At 62.0% G+C, this 16,238-nt stretch carries 12 protein-coding genes and 1 pseudogene; 3 read left to right on the plus strand and 10 right to left on the minus strand.

Annotation, left to right across the window (positions count from 1 at the left end; translation table 11 throughout):
* Positions 1–104 precede the first annotated feature (104 nt).
* On the minus strand, positions 105–947 hold the full coding sequence (gene fghA / locus GQA94_RS18825; protein WP_158189438.1) for an S-formylglutathione hydrolase: 843 nt from the start codon (positions 945–947) through the stop codon (positions 105–107).
* Positions 948–1,041: 94 nt separating this feature from the next.
* Positions 1,042–2,157 carry an S-(hydroxymethyl)glutathione dehydrogenase/class III alcohol dehydrogenase gene (locus GQA94_RS18830; RefSeq protein ID WP_158189439.1) on the minus strand — a complete coding sequence of 372 codons (1,116 nt, stop codon included), beginning with the start codon at positions 2,155–2,157 and terminating at the stop codon, positions 1,042–1,044.
* A 133-nt stretch (positions 2,158–2,290) separates the two neighbouring features.
* On the opposite strand from GQA94_RS18830, the gene GQA94_RS18835 reads away from it, so the two are divergent.
* The 3 genes and pseudogenes from GQA94_RS18835 to GQA94_RS18845 all read left to right on the plus strand — a co-directional run bounded on the left by GQA94_RS18835 (position 2,291) and on the right by GQA94_RS18845 (position 4,883).
* A complete protein-coding gene (locus GQA94_RS18835) occupies positions 2,291–3,190 on the plus strand; it encodes a LysR family transcriptional regulator (RefSeq protein ID WP_158189440.1) in 900 nt (299 codons plus the stop codon).
* A gap of 132 nt (positions 3,191–3,322) precedes the next feature.
* Positions 3,323–3,625 (plus strand): annotated as a pseudogene (hpf, locus tag GQA94_RS18840) (ribosome hibernation-promoting factor, HPF/YfiA family); the annotation flags it as partial.
* Between the two features lie 91 nt (positions 3,626–3,716).
* The gene (locus GQA94_RS18845) at positions 3,717–4,883 is read left to right on the plus strand and encodes a hypothetical protein (RefSeq protein ID WP_158189442.1); all 1,167 of its coding nucleotides are present in this window, start codon (positions 3,717–3,719) and stop codon (positions 4,881–4,883) included.
* 49 nt (positions 4,884–4,932) lie between these two features.
* Here GQA94_RS18845 and ispD read toward each other — a convergent pair whose 3' ends face one another.
* The 8 genes from ispD to dnaE form a co-directional block, all read right to left on the minus strand.
* The gene (ispD, locus tag GQA94_RS18850) at positions 4,933–5,637 is read right to left on the minus strand and encodes a 2-C-methyl-D-erythritol 4-phosphate cytidylyltransferase (protein ID WP_158189443.1); all 705 of its coding nucleotides are present in this window, start codon (positions 5,635–5,637) and stop codon (positions 4,933–4,935) included.
* A complete protein-coding gene (ftsB, locus tag GQA94_RS18855) occupies positions 5,634–5,912 on the minus strand; it encodes a cell division protein FtsB (protein WP_158190169.1) in 279 nt (92 codons plus the stop codon). The genes ispD and ftsB overlap by 4 nt, the downstream gene beginning before the upstream one ends.
* Positions 5,913–6,132: 220 nt before the next feature.
* Positions 6,133–7,422 (minus strand): phosphopyruvate hydratase, encoded by a 1,290-nt coding sequence (gene eno, locus GQA94_RS18860; protein WP_158189444.1) that lies wholly within the window; start codon positions 7,420–7,422, stop codon positions 6,133–6,135.
* A 33-nt stretch (positions 7,423–7,455) separates the two neighbouring features.
* Complete coding sequence (gene kdsA, locus GQA94_RS18865; protein WP_158189445.1) at positions 7,456–8,301, minus strand: 3-deoxy-8-phosphooctulonate synthase; 846 nt, start codon at positions 8,299–8,301, stop codon at positions 7,456–7,458.
* Positions 8,298–9,929 (minus strand): CTP synthase, encoded by a 1,632-nt coding sequence (locus GQA94_RS18870; RefSeq protein WP_158189446.1) that lies wholly within the window; start codon positions 9,927–9,929, stop codon positions 8,298–8,300. Before GQA94_RS18870 ends, kdsA begins: the two co-directional genes overlap by 4 nt.
* Positions 9,930–10,069: 140 nt before the next feature.
* Positions 10,070–11,389, minus strand: a complete 1,320-nt coding sequence (gene tilS, locus GQA94_RS18875; RefSeq protein ID WP_158189447.1) for a tRNA lysidine(34) synthetase TilS — start codon at positions 11,387–11,389, stop codon at positions 10,070–10,072.
* A 167-nt stretch (positions 11,390–11,556) separates the two neighbouring features.
* A complete protein-coding gene (locus tag GQA94_RS18880) occupies positions 11,557–12,507 on the minus strand; it encodes an acetyl-CoA carboxylase carboxyltransferase subunit alpha (protein ID WP_158189448.1) in 951 nt (316 codons plus the stop codon).
* A gap of 186 nt (positions 12,508–12,693) precedes the next feature.
* Positions 12,694–16,215 carry a DNA polymerase III subunit alpha gene (gene dnaE, locus GQA94_RS18885; RefSeq protein ID WP_158189449.1) on the minus strand — a complete coding sequence of 1,174 codons (3,522 nt, stop codon included), beginning with the start codon at positions 16,213–16,215 and terminating at the stop codon, positions 12,694–12,696.
* Positions 16,216–16,238: the final 23 nt, after the last annotated feature.

A 16,238-nucleotide genomic window follows, 5' to 3' on the forward strand; every position in this document is an offset into this window, starting at 1 on the left:
TGGAAGGCCCGACCGGTTTATCCGGCCGGGCCTTTTTCGTAGCCGTGAAATAACAGGCGGGCCACGATCTCGGCTCAACGACAGCCTGACCCACGACCGTGCGGCTACTTCAACGCCTTCGCATGGTGACGCAGGTGATCATCGATGAAGCTGGCGATGAAATAGTAGCTGTGGTCGTACCCAGGCTGGATACGCAACGTCAGCGGGTGCTGTGCCGCCCTGGCTGCCGCCTCGAGCGCTTCGGGCTTGAGCTGGCTGGCCATGAAGTCGTCGCGATCGCCCTGATCGACCAGTATCGGCAGCTTTTCTCCAGCCCTGGCGATCAGCGCGCAGGCATCCCATTCACGCCATCCGGCGCGATCTTCTCCAAGGTATCCCGAGAAGGCTTTTTCGCCCCACGGGCAGTCGACAGGATTACAGATGGGGGCGAAGGCCGACAGCGACTGGTAGCGGCCCGGGTTTCTCAACGCGCAGACCAACGCGCCGTGCCCGCCCATCGAATGCCCGCTGATACCACGCTTGTCGGATACCGGGAAATTGGCTTCGATCAGTGCGGGCAGCTCCTCGACCACATAATCATGCATGCGGTAGTGCTGGGCCCACGGCTGTTGCGTGGCATTGAGGTAGAAGCCCGCGCCAAAGCCGAAGTCATAAGCCCCTTGCGGATCATCGGGCACGCCCGCGCCACGCGGGCTGGTGTCGGGTGCGACGATGATCAGCCCAAGCTCGGCGGCCAATCGGTGCGCGCCGGCCTTCTGCATGAAATTCTCATCGGTGCAGGTCAGGCCGGACAACCAGTAAAGAACCGGCAGTTTCTCGCCCTGCTCCGCCTGCGGCGGCAGGTAGACGGCGAAAACCATGTCGCAGTCCAGACGGGTCGAGCGATGCCGATAGCGCTTGTGCCAGCCGCCGAAACTTTTCTGGCTGGCGATAATGTCGAGCGTCATTGAATATCCTCCGAAGCCGAAGCCGAAGCCGAAGCGGGAAGCCGGCAGCAGCGCGCTTGCCGTTCGCTCCCGGCTTCAGGCTTCCTGCTGCTTCTCAATAATGGATGACGGTCCGAATGCTCTTGCCTTCGTGCATCAGGTCGAATGCCTGGTTGATCTCGTCCAGCCCCATGTTGTGGGTGATGAAGGTATCCAGAGGGATTTCACCGCTCTGCGCCTTCTGCACGTAGCCCGGCAGCTCGGTCCGCCCCTTGACGCCACCGAACGCGCTGCCGCGCCAGACGCGACCGGTCACCAACTGGAACGGGCGTGTGCTGATCTCCTGGCCGGCACCGGCCACGCCGATGATCACCGACTCACCCCAGCCCTTGTGGGCGCATTCGAGGGCGGCGCGCATCAACTGGACGTTGCCCACGCACTCGAAGGAGTAATCCACGCCACCGTCGGTCATTTCGACGATGACTTCCTGGATCGGCTTGTCGTGATCCTTCGGATTGACGAAGTCGGTGGCGCCCAGCTCTTCGGCAATGGCGAACTTCGAGGGGTTGATATCGATGGCGATGATCCGGCTGGCCTTGGCCATCTTCGCACCGATGATCGCGGCCAGACCGATGCCACCCAGTCCGAAGATCGCCACGGTAGCGCCCTCTTCCACCTTGGCGGTATTGAGCACCGCACCAATGCCGGTGGTAACGCCGCAACCAAGCAGGCAGACCTTGTCCAGCGGTGCCTCCTTGGGAATTTTCGCCACGGAGACTTCCGGCAGCACGGTGTATTCGGAGAACGTCGAGGTGCCCATGTAGTGATAGATCGGCTCGCCCTTGTAGGAGAAACGGGTGGTGCCGTCCGGCATCAGGCCCTTGCCCTGAGTCGCGCGCACAGAGCTGCAGAGGTTGGTCTTGCCGGACGTGCAGAACTTGCACTGGCGACATTCGGCGGTATACAGCGGGATCACGTGATCGCCCACCGCGACAGAGGTGACGCCCTCCCCGACCGCTTCGACGATACCGCCCCCTTCATGGCCCAGAATGCACGGAAAGACGCCTTCGGAGTCTTCGCCGGACAAGGTGTAGGCATCGGTATGGCAAACGCCGGTCGCGACGATACGCACCAGCACTTCGCCGGCCTTCGGCGGCTCGACATCCACCTCCACGATCTGCAGGGGCTGGTTGGGCGCGAAGGCGACGGCGGCACGGGATTTGATGGTCATGGGGCTCTCTCATGAAAGGGATTTTGCAAAGTGTAGTTTGCCCGGCACAGGAGGTTAATAAGGCGTTCATGGAAACATTGTTGCCGTACAGGGATAATCGATCGACCTAATACTCCCTCGTAAGGAGCCGACATTGAATCGCTGGGAAGGTCTCGATGAGTTCGTCGCCGTCGCCGAATGCGGCAGCTTCATGCGCGCCGCCGAGCAGTTGCGGGTCTCGTCCTCGCACGTCAGCCGCCAGGTGGCGCGCCTCGAAGAGCGCCTTCAGGCCCGGCTGCTCTACCGCACCACGCGGCGCGTGTCGCTGACCGAAGCGGGCCATACTTTTCTCGCACGCTGCCAACGGCTCATCGAAGAACGCGACGAGGCCTTCCACGCCATCAGCGATCTGCATAGCGCACCAACCGGCCTGCTACGCATGACCGCGGCAGTGGCCTACGGTGAGCGTTTCGTCGTACCGCTGGTGAACGATTTCATGGCGCAGCACCCGCAGCTGCGCGTCGAGATCGAACTGTCGAACCGCACCGTGGACTTGGTCCAGGAAGGTTACGACCTGGCGATACGCCTGGGCCGGCTCAGCGAGTCGCGCCTGGTCGCGACGCGCATCGCCCCGCGCGCCATGTATCTCTGCGCGGCACCGGCCTACCTCGAGCGCTACGGGCGACCGCACACGCTGTCGGAGCTGGCGCGGCACAACTGCCTGGTCGGTACGGGAGACACCTGGATGCTTCAAGTGGATGGACGCGAACAGCCGTTCAAGCCCACCGGCAACTGGCGCTGCAACAGCGGTCAAGCGGTGCTGGACGCCGCATTGCGGGGGTTCGGGCTCTGCCAACTGCCGGACTATTACGTACAGGAACCGCTGCGTCGTGGCGAGCTGGTATCGCTACTGGACGCCAACCAGCCGCCAAACACGGCGGTCTGGGCGGTTTATCCGCAGCGCCGGTATCCGCTGCCAAAGGTGCGGCTGCTGATCCAGTCGCTCAAGGAGGGGCTCGCCGTGCGTCCCGAATACCGCAGCCAACGCGATTAAGTCGCGACTGCACCGCGCGTCCGACGCCCAATCCCCAGGCGGAACCCGCGTAATCTGGTCACGTCGATATTCTGTAGCCGGTGCCCTTTGCCTTTGCCTGGAGCTATCCGGCGATTCAATCAGGAGGACATCATGCAGATTCTGGTGAACAGCAATCACAGCGTCAACGTGACCAGCAACCTCGAGGAGCACGTAAAGGCAACCGTGGAGAGCGAGCTGGAACGTTTCGATGATCAGCTGACCCGAGTCGAAGTTCATCTCAACGACGAAAACAGCGGTAAAAGCGGCCCCCAGGACAAACGCTGCCAGATGGAAGCCCGAGTCAAAGGCCATGAGCCGATCTCGACCACCCACAAGGCGGATTCCATGACACTCGCCATCGACGGGGCCGCAGCGAAGCTCAACCACGCGCTGGCGCATGCGCTGGACAAACTCAATCATCACTGACAACGACCCGCCCACGACCGGCCCACCGGCCCGTCGACATCATGAGGAACCGAACCTTCCGACCATAGAGAGGCCGTGCATGAACAGATTGCTCGATCGTGAAACCCTGTCCCAACTGCTGGCAAAGCGCGAAGGCCCTTGCCTGTCGCTGTACCAGCCTACTCACCGCAGCTTCCCCGAACGCCAGCAGGACCCCATCCGCTTCAAACATCTGGTGCGCCAGCTGGAAGATTCCCTCAAGCAGCAGGGCCGAGCCGATCAGGTCAAAACGCTGCTCGAGCCGTTTCATGCGCTGATCGACGACGTGGATTTCTGGAATTCCAACCGCGACGGGCTGGCCGTGTTCGGCGCCAGGGATTATTTCGAAGTGTTCCGTCTACAGCGCAGCGTGCCGGAGCTGGCCGTTGCCAACGACCGAATGCACCTCAAGCCGATGCTGCGCATCGCCCAGTCCGCCGACCGCTATCAGATCCTCGCGATCACCCTGGATTCAGTTCGCCTGTTCGAGGGCAACCGTGACGGCATCGATGAAGTGACGCTCGCCGATGGCGTACCGAGAACCGTCGAGGAAGCACTTGGCCGCGAGTTGACCGAAAAGGGCCAGACCGGATTTCCGCAAGGCTACGGTCGCGCCAGCGAGCGAGGCGATCCGATGCAGGTGGAAAGCGGTGGCGCCGGCCGGCAGGATGAAATCGACCGGGACCGTGAGCGCTTTTTCCGTGAGGTCGACCGCGCCATTCTCGAACACCATAGCCGCCGCACCCGCCTGCCTCTGATCCTCGCGGCGCTCCCCGAGCACCAGTTCCATTTCCGCAAACTCAGCCACAACGAGTTCCTGCTACCGGAAGGTATCGAGAACGATGCCTCGCTGCTCAGCCACGACGAGTTGCGTGAAAAGAGCTGGATGGTCATGCAGCCGCGTTACATCAAACGGCTCGAAGGCTTCATCAACCAGTACGGGGAATCCCACGGACAAGGCCTGGCATCCGATCAGCTCGAGCAGATCGGCCAGGCAACCATCGAAGGACGTGTGGCGACGCTTCTGGTCGAGGCCGAGCGACAGATTCCAGGCGTGGCGGACAAGCAACAGGGCAAAGCCCTGGCCGTCGATGACGATTCGGCGACCACACCGGACCTGCTCGACGAGCTGACGATCTGGACGCTGGAACAAGGCGGCGAGGTGATTTCTGTGCCGACCGAACGCATGCCGACGCGAAGCGGCGCGGCTGCCATCTACCGCTACTAGCGCACCCGGCGGCGCGAGCCTCGCTCGATGCTCGGGGCAGCGCTGGCGGTCAGGATCGCCAGCGCTGCTCCAGCCATTGCAAATCTTCCGGACGGGTCACCTTGAGGTTATCGGCCCGGCCTTGCACCAGCGCCGGCCTGTGCCCGGCCCATTCCAGTGCCGAGGCCTCGTCCGTGATGGCCACGCCAGCCCCGAGCGCGCCGGCAAGCGCATTGCGTAGCGCCCCGAGACGGAACATTTGCGGCGTGAACGCCTGCCAGATGACACTGCGGTCGACGGTCTCCTGCACGCGCCCATCGGCGCCCGCGCGCTTCAAGGTATCGTGCGCCGCAACGGCAAGCAGGCCGCCGACCGGATCATCGGCCAGATCGACCAGCAGCTTGTCGAGATCGTCGCGCGACAGATTAGGGCGCGCCGCATCATGCACCAGCACCCAGTCGTCGTCTCGTGCACCCAGCGTGGATGCATGACGCAGCCCCGAAAGGACCGAATCGGCGCGCTCAGCTCCACCGTCGGCGCGCTGGATGCGAGGGTCGGCCGCGCAGCCAAGCTGCGGCCAATAGGGGTCCTGAACCGCCAGGCTCACGACCAGACCCAGCAGGCCAGGGTGGCCGAGAAAACAATCGAGGGTGTGTTCGATGATCGTCTTGCCGGCCAGCGACAGGTACTGTTTGGGCCGGTCGGCACGCATGCGGCTGCCGACACCGGCCGCCGGAATGACCACCCAGAACGACGGGAGCACCGGCACAGTCATTCGGTCAGCTGGTAGAGAGTCTCGCCCTCTTTGACCATGCCAAGCTCGTGACGGGCGCGCTCCTCGACGGTTTCCATCCCCTGCTTGAGCTCCATCACTTCAGCTTCGAGAATACGATTGCGTTCCAGGAGACGCTGGTTTTCGCCTCGCTGTTCGGCGATCTGTTTGTTCAATCCATTGACCTGAGCAAGGCTTCCCTCACCCACCCAAATACGATACTGAAGACCGCCCAACAGCAGTATCAGAACGACGAACAACCAGTAGGGACTGCGCATGGACGGCATGGAGCGAGTTCGATTGGTTTGCACTGAGGGTATATGGGCGGCGGTCAGCGACATGGTTCGGCTTCCTCTGCTGGCTAGCGCATCGCCCGTTACTTGCGGCGACCTTAACAGCGCTGACCGTAATCCACAAAAAAGGGCGACCAACTGGCTGTGTGAAAACATTGCGAGTCCACACGGCCTGTAGCGCCGCCCCTTTTCCTGCTGCCTGGGCTCAGCCGCGGAACTCGGCACGACCCTTGTAAGGCGCTTTGGCGCCCAGCTGCTCTTCGATACGCAGCAACTGGTTGTACTTGGAGACGCGATCCGAGCGGCACAGCGAACCGGTCTTGATCTGGCCTGCGGCGGTGCCTACCGCCAGGTCTGCAATGGTGCTGTCCTCGGTCTCGCCGGAGCGATGGGAAATCACGGCAGTGTAACCGGCTGCTTTCGCCATCTGGATCGCTTCGAGGGTTTCGGTCAGCGAGCCAATCTGGTTGAACTTGATCAGGATCGAATTACCGATGCCCTTCTCGATGCCTTCCTTGAGAATCTTGGTATTGGTCACGAACAGATCGTCGCCCACCAGCTGGACCTTGTTGCCGATCTTGTCGGTCAGGACCTTCCAACCATCCCAGTCGGACTCATCCATGCCGTCTTCGATGGAAATGATAGGGTAGCGCTCGGACAGGCCGGCCAGATAGTCGGCGAAACCGGCAGCATCGAAGACCTTGCCCTCACCGGCCAGATCGTACTGGCCGTTCTCGAAGAACTCGCTGGAAGCGCAATCCAGTGCCAGGGTCACATCATCACCGAGCGTGTAACCGGCATTGGCCACGGCTTCGGCGATTGCAGCCAGCGCGTCTTCATTGGACGCCAGGTTCGGCGCGAAACCGCCCTCGTCACCCACCGAAGTGCTCAGGCCGCGCGCCTTGAGTACGGCCTTGAGGTGATGGAAGATTTCGGCACCCATGCGCAGCGCATCGGCAAAGGTCTTCGCGCCGACCGGCTGCACCATGAATTCCTGGATGTCGACGTTGTTGTCGGCGTGCTCGCCACCGTTGATGATGTTCATCATCGGTACCGGCATGGAGTACTGCCCAGGCGTGCCGTTGAGGTTGGCGATGTGCGCGTACAGTGGCAGATCCTGATCCTGCGCAGCGGCCTTGGCGGCGGCCAGCGACACGGCGAGGATCGCGTTGGCGCCCAGCGATGCCTTGTTTTCGGTGCCGTCCAGCTCGATCATCGCGCGATCCAATGCTTTCTGATCCAGCGGGTCCTTGCCCAGCAGCAGGTCACGGATCGGGCCGTTGATGTTGCTGACAGCCTTCAGCACACCTTTGCCCATGTAACGGCTCTTGTCGCCATCGCGCAGTTCCAGCGCCTCGCGGGAACCTGTGGATGCACCCGACGGCGCACAGGCGCTGCCGATGATGCCGTTATCCAGGATAACGTCCGCTTCCACGGTGGGGTTGCCACGGGAGTCCAGAACCTCACGCCCTTTGATGTCGACGATCTTTGCCATTTTTATTAACACTCCGTAGATAGCTGCAAGGCTTCAAGCAGTTTCGATTGGCGAAAAATTCTTGATCAGGTCATCCAGCTGCTTGAGCTGGGTGAGGAAGGGTTCGAGCTTGTCCAGACGCAAGGCGCAGGGGCCGTCACACTTGGCATTGTCTGGATCGGGGTGCGCCTCGAGGAACAGACCGGCCAGGCCCTGGCTGAGTCCGGCCTTGGCCAGATCGGTCACCTGGGCACGACGCCCGCCCGCCGAGTCGGCACGCCCGCCCGGCATTTGCAGCGCGTGGGTCACATCGAAAATCACCGGGTATTGCATGCGCTTCATGATGTCGAAGCCGAGCATGTCGACGACCAGGTTGTTGTAGCCGAACGACGAGCCGCGCTCGCAGAGAATCAACTGGTCGTTCCCCGCTTCCTCGCACTTGGCGAGGATATGCTTCATTTCCTGCGGCGCGAGGAACTGCGCCTTCTTGATATTGATCACCGCACCGGTCCTGGCCATGGCGACCACCAGATCGGTCTGCCGGGACAGAAACGCCGGCAGCTGGATGATGTCGCAGACCTCGGCCACCGGCTGGGCCTGATAAGGCTCATGGACGTCGGTAATGACCGGCACGCCGAAGGTCTTCTTCACGTCCTCGAAGATGCGCATGCCCTCTTCCAGGCCCGGGCCGCGGAAGGAATGGACCGACGAGCGATTGGCCTTGTCGAAGCTGGCCTTGAAGATATAAGGGATGCCGAGTTTCTCGGTGACCTTCACATAGGTTTCACAGATCTGCAGCGCGAGGTCGCGCGACTCGAGCACGTTCATGCCGCCGAACAGCACGAACGGTTTGTCGTTGGCGATCTCGATGTTGCCGACGCGAATGGTTTTCTGGGTCATGCCTTGCTCGCCTTGTGATCAAGCGCCGCCTTGACGAAACCGCTGAACAACGGATGGCCATCGCGAGGGGTCGAGGTGAACTCGGGGTGGAACTGACAGGCCACGAACCATGGATGATCCGGCGCCTCGACCACTTCGACCAGCGCACCGTCACCGGAACGGCCGGTAATCTTCAAGCCGGCGGACTGCAGCTGCGGCAGCAGGTTGTTGTTCACCTCGTAACGGTGGCGATGACGCTCGACAATGCGCTCCTTGCCATAGCAAGCGAACACATTCGAGCCTGCCTCAAGGCCGCATTCCTGCGCACCCAAGCGCATGGTGCCGCCCAGGTCGGACGCATCGGTACGGGTTTCCACCGAGCCTGTGGCATCCGCCCACTCGGTGATCAGGCCAACCACGGGGTGCGTGCTGTCCTTGTCGAATTCCGTGGAGTTGGCATCGGTCCAGCCGAGTACGTTTCGGGCGAACTCGATGACCGCCACCTGCATGCCGAGGCAGATGCCCAGGTAGGGAATCTTGTTTTCGCGTGCGTACTTGACGGTCGCGATCTTGCCCTCGACGCCACGCAGCCCGAAGCCACCTGGAACCAGAATCGCGTCCATGCCTTCCAGCAGGCCGGTGCCTTGGTTTTCGATGTCTTCGGAGTCGATATAGCGAAGGTTCACTTTGGTACGGCTCTGGATGCCAGCGTGGCTCATTGCCTCGATCAGAGATTTGTAGGCGTCCAGAAGTTCCATGTATTTGCCAACCATGGCGATCGTGACTTCTTTCTCGGGGTTCAGCTTGGCGTCGACCACGCGGTCCCACTCGGAAAGATCGGCGCCGCCACACTCCAGGCCAAAGCGCTCGACGACAAAATCGTCCAGGCCCTGCGCGTGCAGCACACCGGGAATCTTGTAGATGGTATCGACGTCTTCCAGACTGATTACCGCGCGCTCTTCAACGTTGGTGAACAACGCAATCTTGCGACGCGATGACACGTCGATCGGATGATCGGAGCGGCAGACCAGCACATCCGGCTGCAAGCCGATGGAACGCAGCTCCTTGACCGAATGCTGGGTCGGCTTGGTCTTGGTCTCGCCGGCAGTGGCGATGTAGGGCACCAGCGTCAGGTGCATCAACATGGCCCGCTTGGCGCCGACTTCGACACGTAGCTGGCGAATCGCCTCGAGGAAGGGCTGCGATTCAATGTCGCCAACAGTCCCGCCGACTTCCACCAGCGCGACATCGGCGTCACCGGCACCCTTGATGATCCGACGCTTGATCTCGTCGGTGATGTGCGGAATGACCTGGATGGTCGCACCCAGATAGTCGCCGCGGCGCTCACGGCGCAGTACGTCTTCGTAGACGCGGCCGGTGGTGAAGTTGTTGTTCTGGGTCATGGTCGTGCGGATGAACCGCTCGTAATGACCCAGGTCGAGATCGGTCTCGGCACCGTCGTGCGTGACGAACACTTCACCGTGCTGGAACGGGCTCATTGTGCCCGGATCGACGTTGATGTAAGGGTCCAGCTTGAGCATCGTGACCTTCAGGCCCCGCGCCTCCAGGATGGCCGCCAATGAAGCCGAGGCGATGCCTTTCCCCAATGAAGAAACAACACCACCCGTGACGAAGATGTAGCGCGTCATGAAAAACCCTAGAAGTCTGCGTTAAGCGGTCAGCGCCGCCGGGGAAAAGCGAAGGTGCCATTGCGCCGAAGGCGGCAATAGCGCAACTGCCACGGTTTTCGAAGAAAGCCGCAGAAGCTGTATTGGGACGGGAGCGTAGTCTACTCGAAAGACCCCACTAGCTCAAACCTGGCGTCGGTCGGTGGCGTCCAGATCAACGACAGTGCCTGAACATCCAATTGCGGCAGATTCGATACCGCGATCAGCCGGTCGTCACGATAGAGCAACGGCAAACGCGAACGAACGAAGCCCGGCACCCCTGCCTCGTTGAGCAGTCGCTTGAGATCGCGGCGCCCCCGCCCCGGCAAATCCAGCGACTCGCCGCCATGGCGATAACGCACCTCTAGCGAAGACGCTCCAACATGACCCACGAGGCGCAGGCTGCCATTGCCCGGCAATTGCAGCGCCTTATCCGGTTGCGACCATTCCAGAGGGCCGCTCGGAGCATCCAGCCAGGGCCCGGAAAGCCACCAGATGCGACCGTCTCCCCGATGCAGTTCGCCGGCGGCCAGTCGCCAGACCGGCGCGGCATCCGAAACGGCGTCGCGCAAGGCCTCCCAGCCTGCCCAGTGGTCGCTGTCAGGCAGCGCCGTCCAGTTCGCCAGCCAACGCCGCAGCGCATTACGCTGGCGTGCAGGGCTTAGCCTCTGGAGGGAAGACAGGCAGAGACTCGGCACCCCCAGCCACTGATAGCGACCGCCCACCCGAGCGTGTTGCAAATCGATTTCGGCGAGTTCGTCCAACAGATGCTGCGCCTCGCCCAGATGCGTCGCGGCGCGCGACATGCACGCGGCAGCGCCTGGCCAGCGCCTCCGCAACACTGGCATGACGTGGTGTCGAAGGTAATTACGGGCATGGTCGTCGCACTGATTGCTTGGGTCGTCGATCCAATCGAGCCCCTGCTCCCGCGCATACGCCGCGATCTCGTCGCGACCGATATCCAGCAAGGGTCGCATCAGCCACCCTTTACCCAGCGCGCGGCACGCAGGCATCCCGGCCAGCCCGCGCACACCCGCACCGCGCAACAGGCGGAAGAGCACGGTTTCCGCCTGGTCATCGCGATGCTGAGCGGCAAGCAATACCTCGCCAGGATTCAGAGACTCGCAGAAGGCGTCATAGCGCGCCTCCCGCGCCGCACGCTCGAGACTGGGGCCAGGCGCGACCTGGACGCGCCTGACATGCAGGTCGACGCCCAGCCGCTCGCAAACCGCCCGGCAGTGCGCCGGCCAGGCATCCGCGGATGCCTGCAAACCATGATGAATATGGAGAGCGCCGAGCGGCGGCAACGCCTGCCTTTTTGCGAGCCGCGCCAAGGCATGCAGCAGTACGGTCGAGTCCAGCCCACCGGAAAACGCCACCAGCCAACGAGGCGCGGTGCGCCAGGGTTTCAGAGCATCAAGCAGGCGAGACTCGAGAGACATGGGATCGCAACTCCGGATACAGGGCGGCAACATAGACCGGAAAGGCCAGGCACCCATCAATCGATGCGACGAACCCCTGAGCACGGACGAGCACCGGGCAAGGTCGCGTCCTCAGGCCAAAAAAAACGGCGGTAACCCGCCGTTTCTATTTAGCCTTAAAGCGACCGTCAGGCGATACCGTAGCTCATCAGGCGCTCGTAGCGACGGGTGAGCAAGGCGTCCGTGTCGAGGCCCTTGAGCATGTCGAGCTGAGCGGTCAGCTCTTCACGCAGGGAGGCCGCGGTCACGGCCGGATTACGATGGGCGCCGCCCAGGGGTTCGGCGATGACCTTGTCGACGATACCCAGGTCTTTCAGACGCTCTGCGGTGACGCCCATGGCCTCGGCCGCTTCCGGCGCCTTGTCCGCGGTGCGCCAGAGAATAGAGGCACAACCTTCCGGAGAGATGACCGCATAGGTCGAGTACTGAAGCATGTTCAACTGGTCGCAAACACCGATCGCCAAAGCGCCGCCAGAACCGCCTTCACCGATCACGGTCGCGATGATAGGGGTCTTCAGGCGAGCCATGACGCGCAGGTTCCAGGCAATCGCCTCGCTCTGATTACGCTCCTCGGCATCGATGCCCGGATAGGCGCCCGGCGTGTCGATGAAGGTCAGGATGGGCATCTTGAAGCGCTCGGCCATCTCCATCAGGCGGCACGCCTTGCGATAACCTTCCGGACGCGGCATGCCGAAGTTACGGCGGACCTTTTCGCGCACTTCACGGCCCTTCTGATGCCCGATCACCATGATCGGCTCACCGTTCAGGCGAGCTGTACCACCCACGATCGCCGCGTCATCGGAGAAATGACGATCGCCGTGCAGCTCTTCGAACTCGGTGAACAGGTGGCTGATGTAATCGAGCGTGTAGGGGCGCTGCGGGTGGCGAGCCAGGCGAGCGATCTGCCAGCTGGTGAGATTGCCGAAGATGCTCTCGGTGAGCGACTCGCTCTTGTCCTGTAGACGAGCAATCTCATCGCCAATATTCAGCGAGTTGTCATTACCAACCAGGCGCAGCTCTTCGATCTTGGCTTGCAGGTCGGCGATCGGCTGTTCGAAATCGAGAAAATTCGGGTTCATAGGCATCCGTCATGCGTCGACGGCCAGGCGGCCGGGAGGCTGTTCCGTTTTTTGCGCCCTACCTTACGGGACGGGCGCATTCAGGTCGAACAAAATGTTCGCAATCTGACCCGATCCAGGATCGGGCCGCTTCGGGCGTAAGCCGGGGTGCACGCGGTATTTGGCGCAAAGACCCGCTACGTCCCGCTATCGGTATTGCAGAAAGACGTTGTCGCGCCCGAACTGGTCACGCAATGCCTGAATCAAGTTATCGGCCGGGTCGATTCGCCAGCTTTCGCCGAATTGCAAAAGGGCTCGGGCGTCGCTTCCGGTGTACTCCAGCGTGATCGGGCAGGCGCCCCGGTGGCGCCCGCAGACGTCTGCCAGCCAGCGTACCCGATCACCTTTCAACGCGTCGCTGGCGACCTTCACACGCAGACTCTCGGCCAGCCCGGTGCGCGCTTCTTCAAGGCTCATCACCCGCTTGGCACGCAGGCGCAGACCGCCGGAGAAGTCGTCGTTACTGACTTCACCTTCAACGACCACCAGCGCGTCGGTCTGCAACAGGGCCTGGGCACTATTGAACGCTTCGGCGAACAGCGACGCTTCGATCCGTCCGGAACGGTCGTCCAGGGTGATGAAGCCCATCTTGTCGCCTTTCTTGTTCTTCATCACGCGCAGGTTGACGATCAGGCCGGCAATGGTCTGCTCGCCGCGCGCGGGACGCAGATCAATAATTCGCTGGCGGGCAAAGCGGCGAACTTCGCCCTCGTACTCGTCGATCGGATGACCGGTAAGGTAAAGCCCGAGCGTGTCCTTTTCCCCCTTCAGCCGCTCCTTCAGCGACAGCTCGCGCGCCTTGCGATGGTTGGCATAGACGTCAGCCTCCGGCTCGGCGAACAGACCGCCGAACAGGTCCATGTGACCGCTGTCGAGGCTGCGCGCCGTCTGTTCGGCGGCCTGGATGGCTTCTTCCATGGCCGACAGCAGAACCGCGCGGTTGCGATCGATATTGGCCTGATAGGTCTTCGGTTCGTCGGAAAAGTAAGGGCCGAGACGGTCCAGCGCGCCACCTCGTATCAGCGCTTCGAGCGTGCGCTTGTTGATACGCTTGAGGTCGACGCGGCTGCAGAAGTCGAACAAATCCTTGAACGGTCCGCCTTCGTTGCGGCATTCGCAGATCGCCTCCACCGGCCCCTCGCCGACGCCCTTGATGGCGCCGAGGCCGTAGACGATTCGCCCGTCATCGCTGACGGTGAACTTGAACTCGGAGTTGTTCACGTCCGGCGCATCGATGCGCAGCTTCATGCTGCGGCATTCTTCGATCAGCGTGACCACCTTGTCGGTGTTGTGCATGTCGGCCGAGAGCACCGCCGCCATGAAGGGCGACGGGTGATGAGCCTTGAGCCAGGCGGTCTGGTACGACACCAGCCCGTAGGCCGCCGAGTGCGACTTGTTGAAACCGTAGCCGGCGAATTTTTCCACCAGATCGAAGATGTTGCCCGCCAGATCGGCATCGATTCCGTTGTTGGCGCAGCCTTCGATGAAGCCGCCGCGCTGCTTGGCCATTTCCTCGGGCTTCTTCTTGCCCATGGCGCGGCGCAACATGTCCGCCTGACCGAGCGTATAGCCGCCCATCACCTGAGCGATCTGCATCACCTGTTCCTGGTACAGGATGATGCCGTAGGTGGGCGCCAGCACCGGCTTGAGGCCTTCGTACTGGTAGTCCGAATGCGGGTAGGAGATTTCCGCGCGACCGTGTTTGCGGTTGATGAAGTCATCGACCATGCCCGACTGCAGCGGACCAGGGCGGAACAGCGCCACCAGAGCGATGAGATCTTCCAGGCAGTCCGGCTTGAGCTTCTTGATCAGCTCCTTCATCCCGCGGGATTCGAGCTGGAACACCGCTGTGGTTTCGGCCTTCTGCAACAAGGAGAAGGTCGGTTTGTCATCCAGCGGGATGAAATCGATGTTCAGCGGCTCCAGGCCCTTCTTGGCCTGTTCGCGATTGATCGTTTCCATGGCCCATTTGATGATGGTCAGGGTGCGCAGTCCGAGGAAGTCGAACTTGACCAAACCGGCCTGCTCGACGTCGTCCTTGTCGAACTGGGTGACCAGGCTGCCGCCCTCATCATCGCAGGCAATCGGCGCGAAATCGGTGAGTTTGGTCGGCGCGATGACCACGCCGCCAGCATGCTTGCCGGTGCCGCGCGTGATGCCTTCGAGCTTGAGCGCCATGTCCCAGATTTCCCGGGCATCCTCGTCGACGGCAAGGAAGTCCCGAAGCGGCTCCTCCATCTCGTAGGCCTTTTCGAGGGTCATGCCGACTTCGAATGGAATCATCTTCGAGAGTCGGTCAGCCAGGCCATAGGACTTGCCCTGCACGCGCGCCACGTCGCGCACCACGGCCTTGGCCGCCATGGTGCCGAAGGTGATGATCTGACTGACCGCGTTGCGGCCGTATTTCTCGGCCACGTAATCGATTACGCGGTCGCGGCCATCCATGCAGAAGTCGACGTCGAAGTCGGGCATGGAGACCCGCTCGGGGTTCAGGAAGCGCTCGAACAGCAGGTCATAGGCCAGCGGGTCGAGGTCGGTGATCTTCTGTACGTAGGCGACCAGCGAACCGGCACCCGACCCCCGCCCGGGCCCAACCGGCACACCGTTGTTCTTCGCCCACTGGATGAAGTCCATAACGATCAGGAAGTAGCCCGGGAAGCCCATCTGGATGATGATGTCGAGCTCGAAATTCAGCCGGTCGACATAGACCTGCTTCTTCGCCTCATAGTCGGGCGTGTCCTTGGGCAGCAGCACTTCCAGACGCTCTTCGAGACCGTCGAACGACACCTTGCGGAAATACTCGTCCATGGTCATGCCGTCCGGCACCGGAAAATCCGGCAGGAAGTAGGTGCCCAACTGGACTTCGATGTTGCAGCGGCGCGCGATCTCGACGGTATTTTCCAGCGCCTCGGGCAGATCGCTGAACAACTCCCACATTTCCTCGGGGGTTTTCAGGTACTGCTGATCGGAATAGTTACGCGGCCTGCGCGAATCGTCGAGGGTACGACTTTCACCAATGCAGACGCGCGTTTCGTGAGCTTCGAAATCGTCCTGTTTGAGAAAGCGTACATCGTTGGTGGCGACCAGCGGCACGCTGCAACGCTGCGCCAAGGCGACGGCGGCATGCAGATGCTCTTCATCGTTGACGCGGCTGGTGCGCTGTACTTCGAGATAGAAACGTTGCGGGAACACCGCTTGCCACTCGGCCAGCAGCGTCTCGGCCAACGCGTCCTCGCCATCCAGCAGCGCATGACCGATCTCACCTTCCTTGGCGCCTGACAAGGCGATCAGCCCTTCGGCCGCCGCCTTGACCCATTCGCGTTCGATGATGATCTGATCGTTTCGCTGGCCCTCGGTCCAGCCTCGCGAAATGAGTTCGGTGAGGTTCCGATAGCCCTTGCCGTTCATCGCCAGCAACGTCAGCCGGCTGAGCGGGCCATCCTCGTCGCGATTGGCCAGCCAGATGTCAGCGCCGCAGATCGGCTTGATCCCGGCGCCCTGGGCGGCTTTGTAGAACTTGACCAGCGAGCACATGTTGCTCTGGTCCGTGACCGCTACCGCGGGCATGCCTACACCCGCGACCGCCTTGACCAGCGGCTTGACGCGCACCAGCCCGTCGACCAGGGAGTATTCAGTATGCAGGCGGAGATGGACGAAGGAGACGGACATGAACGAACCTTGGACTGGCGAAA

It is taken from the genome of Stutzerimonas stutzeri (genome assembly GCF_009789555.1).
Taxonomy (GTDB): Bacteria; Pseudomonadota; Gammaproteobacteria; order Pseudomonadales; family Pseudomonadaceae; genus Stutzerimonas; species Stutzerimonas stutzeri_R.

Bases quoted from the DNA above. Each gene is read 5' to 3' on its own strand.
- GQA94_RS18870 (WP_158189446.1), bottom strand. From the start codon at position 9,929: ATGACGCGCTACATCTTCGTCACGGGTGGTGTTGTTTCTTCATTGGGG.
- eno (WP_158189444.1), bottom strand. From the start codon at position 7,422: ATGGCAAAGATCGTCGACATCAAAGGGCGTGAGGTTCTGGACTCCCGT.
- GQA94_RS18830 (WP_158189439.1), bottom strand. From the start codon at position 2,157: ATGACCATCAAATCCCGTGCCGCCGTCGCCTTCGCGCCCAACCAGCCC.
- ftsB (WP_158190169.1), bottom strand. From the start codon at position 5,912: ATGCGCAGTCCCTACTGGTTGTTCGTCGTTCTGATACTGCTGTTGGGC.
- ispD (WP_158189443.1), bottom strand. From the start codon at position 5,637: ATGACTGTGCCGGTGCTCCCGTCGTTCTGGGTGGTCATTCCGGCGGCC.
- tilS (WP_158189447.1), bottom strand. From the start codon at position 11,389: ATGTCTCTCGAGTCTCGCCTGCTTGATGCTCTGAAACCCTGGCGCACC.
- GQA94_RS18880 (WP_158189448.1), bottom strand. From the start codon at position 12,507: ATGAACCCGAATTTTCTCGATTTCGAACAGCCGATCGCCGACCTGCAA.
- GQA94_RS18845 (WP_158189442.1), top strand. From the start codon at position 3,717: ATGAACAGATTGCTCGATCGTGAAACCCTGTCCCAACTGCTGGCAAAG.
- dnaE (WP_158189449.1), bottom strand. From the start codon at position 16,215: ATGTCCGTCTCCTTCGTCCATCTCCGCCTGCATACTGAATACTCCCTG.
- kdsA (WP_158189445.1), bottom strand. From the start codon at position 8,301: ATGACCCAGAAAACCATTCGCGTCGGCAACATCGAGATCGCCAACGAC.
- fghA (WP_158189438.1), bottom strand. From the start codon at position 947: ATGACGCTCGACATTATCGCCAGCCAGAAAAGTTTCGGCGGCTGGCAC.